Source organism: Mesorhizobium sp. M5C.F.Ca.IN.020.29.1.1 (genome assembly GCF_003997375.1).
Taxonomy (GTDB): Bacteria; Pseudomonadota; Alphaproteobacteria; order Rhizobiales; family Rhizobiaceae; genus Mesorhizobium; species Mesorhizobium wenxiniae.
This window is the reverse complement of record NZ_RZSW01000824.1, coordinates 1-1,962: the sequence shown is the minus strand read 5'-3', so window position 1 is coordinate 1,962 and position 1,962 is coordinate 1. Positions and strand designations below refer to the sequence as shown.

Sequence of the window (1,962 nt, the reverse complement as noted above, 5' to 3'; positions counted from 1 at the left end):
AGGCAGCGCCGCTCAGGGACAGGAAATCGCCGCCTTCGAATTCGATGCGGCCGGCGTCCGATTCGATCAGCCGCAGCAGCAGCCGCGCGATGGTCGACTTGCCGCTGCCGGAAGGCCCGGCCAGTGCCAGCGTCTCGCCGGGCTCGATGTCGAAGGAAACATCATCGACGGCGGCGATTGTCTTGCCGCCGCGACGATATCGTTTGGTCAGGCCGGAAACAGCCAGCAATGGACGGCTCACCTCGATGCTCCTGCCGGCCGCAGCATTGGTTCGGCGTCGAGGCCGAGATGAGCGTCGAGCAGCGCTCTTGTGTAGGCGTGGCGCGGGCTAGCAATGATCTGCGCCGTCGCACCGAGCTCGACCAGCTCGCCGTGCCGGAACACGGCGATGCGCTCGGCCAGCTCGGTGGCCAGCGCGATGTCGTGGCTGACGAACAGCAGCGTCATCCCGTCCTCGGCCACCAATTGTCGGATCAGCGCGACGATCTCGGCCTGCACGATGGTGTCCAACGCGCTGGTCGCCTCATCGGCGATCAGCAGTTTCGGACCTGCCGCGATCGCGGCGGCGATCGCTACGCGCTGCTTCTGGCCGCCGGAAAGCTGGTGCGGATAGGCGCGCAAGGCGGCATCGGGATCGGACAGGCGGACGCGTTCGAGCAGGGTTTTTGCCCAAGCATAGGATTGCGGCCAAGTAAGGCGGAGATGCGTGTGCGCAACTTCCGCGATCTGCTCGCCGACCGACATCACCGGATCGAGGCTGGCCGAGGGGTCCTGGAAGACGAAGCCAATGTCGCGGCCGCCGAGGGGTGTGCGGGTGGACCGGGTAATGAATTCGGATGGCTGGCGTTCCTTCACACTCCCCTCAGAGGGGGGTGCCTTGGCACCAACGGATGGCGACGATGGCAAAAACCAGTCAAGGCAGCCGTCAATCCTGGAGGAAGCCGGCAGCAGCCCGGCGATGGCCAGCGCCAGCGTGCTCTTGCCCGAGCCGCTCTCGCCGATGATGGCGAGGCGCTCGCCGGCTGCGACATCGAGGTTGACATGTTTCAGCGCCGCCACCTCGGCGCCATCGCGGCGATAGCTCACCGTCAAATCGCGGATCGAAAGCAGTGCCGTCACGACAGGCTCCTCCTCACCGCTGTCGTTTCGACGACGCCTTCGCCGGCGAGATAGACGCCGAGCACGGTCAGCACGAGCGCTACGCCCGGAATGATCGACAGGAAGGGCGCGGCGCGCAGCACGGCGCGACCTTCGGCGATCATGCCGCCCCAGGTCATGCGGTTCGGGTCGCCGAGACCGAGGAAGGACAATGCCGCTTCAGTAAGGATCGCCGCGGCGACGATCACCGACGACAATGCCAGCACCGGCGGCAATGCGTTGGGCAGCACTTCGCGAAAGGCGATCTCCAGCGGATGCATGCCGATGACGCGGGCGCCGGCGACAAAATCGAGCTCGCGGATCGACAGCACTTCGGCTCGCGCTACGCGCGCCGGACCGGTCCATGCGCCGAGCGCTATCGCCGCGACGACGACGCCGAGCGATGGCCCGACGACGCTGACGAAAGCCAGCGCCAGCAGGAAGCTCGGCACGGTCTGGAAGGCGTCAGTGATGCGCATAAGGACTTCGTCGACGAGGCCGCCGGTAAAGCCGGCCAGCGTGCCGACTATCGCGCCGACGGCAATGGCTGCGGCTGCCGCCGCCAGCCCGACTGCCAGCGAGGTGCGGGCGCCGTGGAAAAGTTCGGCCAGCACGTCACGGCCGAGCCGGTCGGTGCCGAGCGGCAGCGACCACTCCTGAAAGGGCGGCAGCAATGCCGGCCCGGCAATGGCCTGCGGATCGCCGGGGAAGAACAGCGACGCCGACAGCGCGATGGCAAACAGCGCCACCAGGATGATCGCGCCGGCGATCGCTTCCGGCGCCCGAAGAAAGCGGCGAAGCGGGTTCACGCGCTCGCCTCGTTGG

Annotated in this window: 3 protein-coding genes; all 3 read right to left on the bottom strand. The window is 67.3% G+C overall.

Annotation, left to right across the window (positions count from 1 at the left end):
* Positions 1 to 241: ATP-binding cassette domain-containing protein (locus EOA85_RS33955; protein ID WP_127212607.1), on the bottom strand; the 241-nt coding region annotated here is incomplete at its 3' end.
* Positions 238 to 1,119: an ABC transporter ATP-binding protein gene (locus EOA85_RS33950; protein WP_164760083.1), complete on the bottom strand. Its 882-nt coding sequence runs from the start codon at positions 1,117 to 1,119 to the stop codon at positions 238 to 240. The genes EOA85_RS33950 and EOA85_RS33955, both read right to left, overlap by 4 nt.
* Complete coding sequence (locus EOA85_RS33945; RefSeq protein ID WP_127212606.1) at positions 1,116 to 1,946, bottom strand: ABC transporter permease; 831 nt, start codon at positions 1,944 to 1,946, stop codon at positions 1,116 to 1,118. The genes EOA85_RS33950 and EOA85_RS33945 overlap by 4 nt, the downstream gene beginning before the upstream one ends.
* Positions 1,947 to 1,962: the final 16 nt, after the last annotated feature.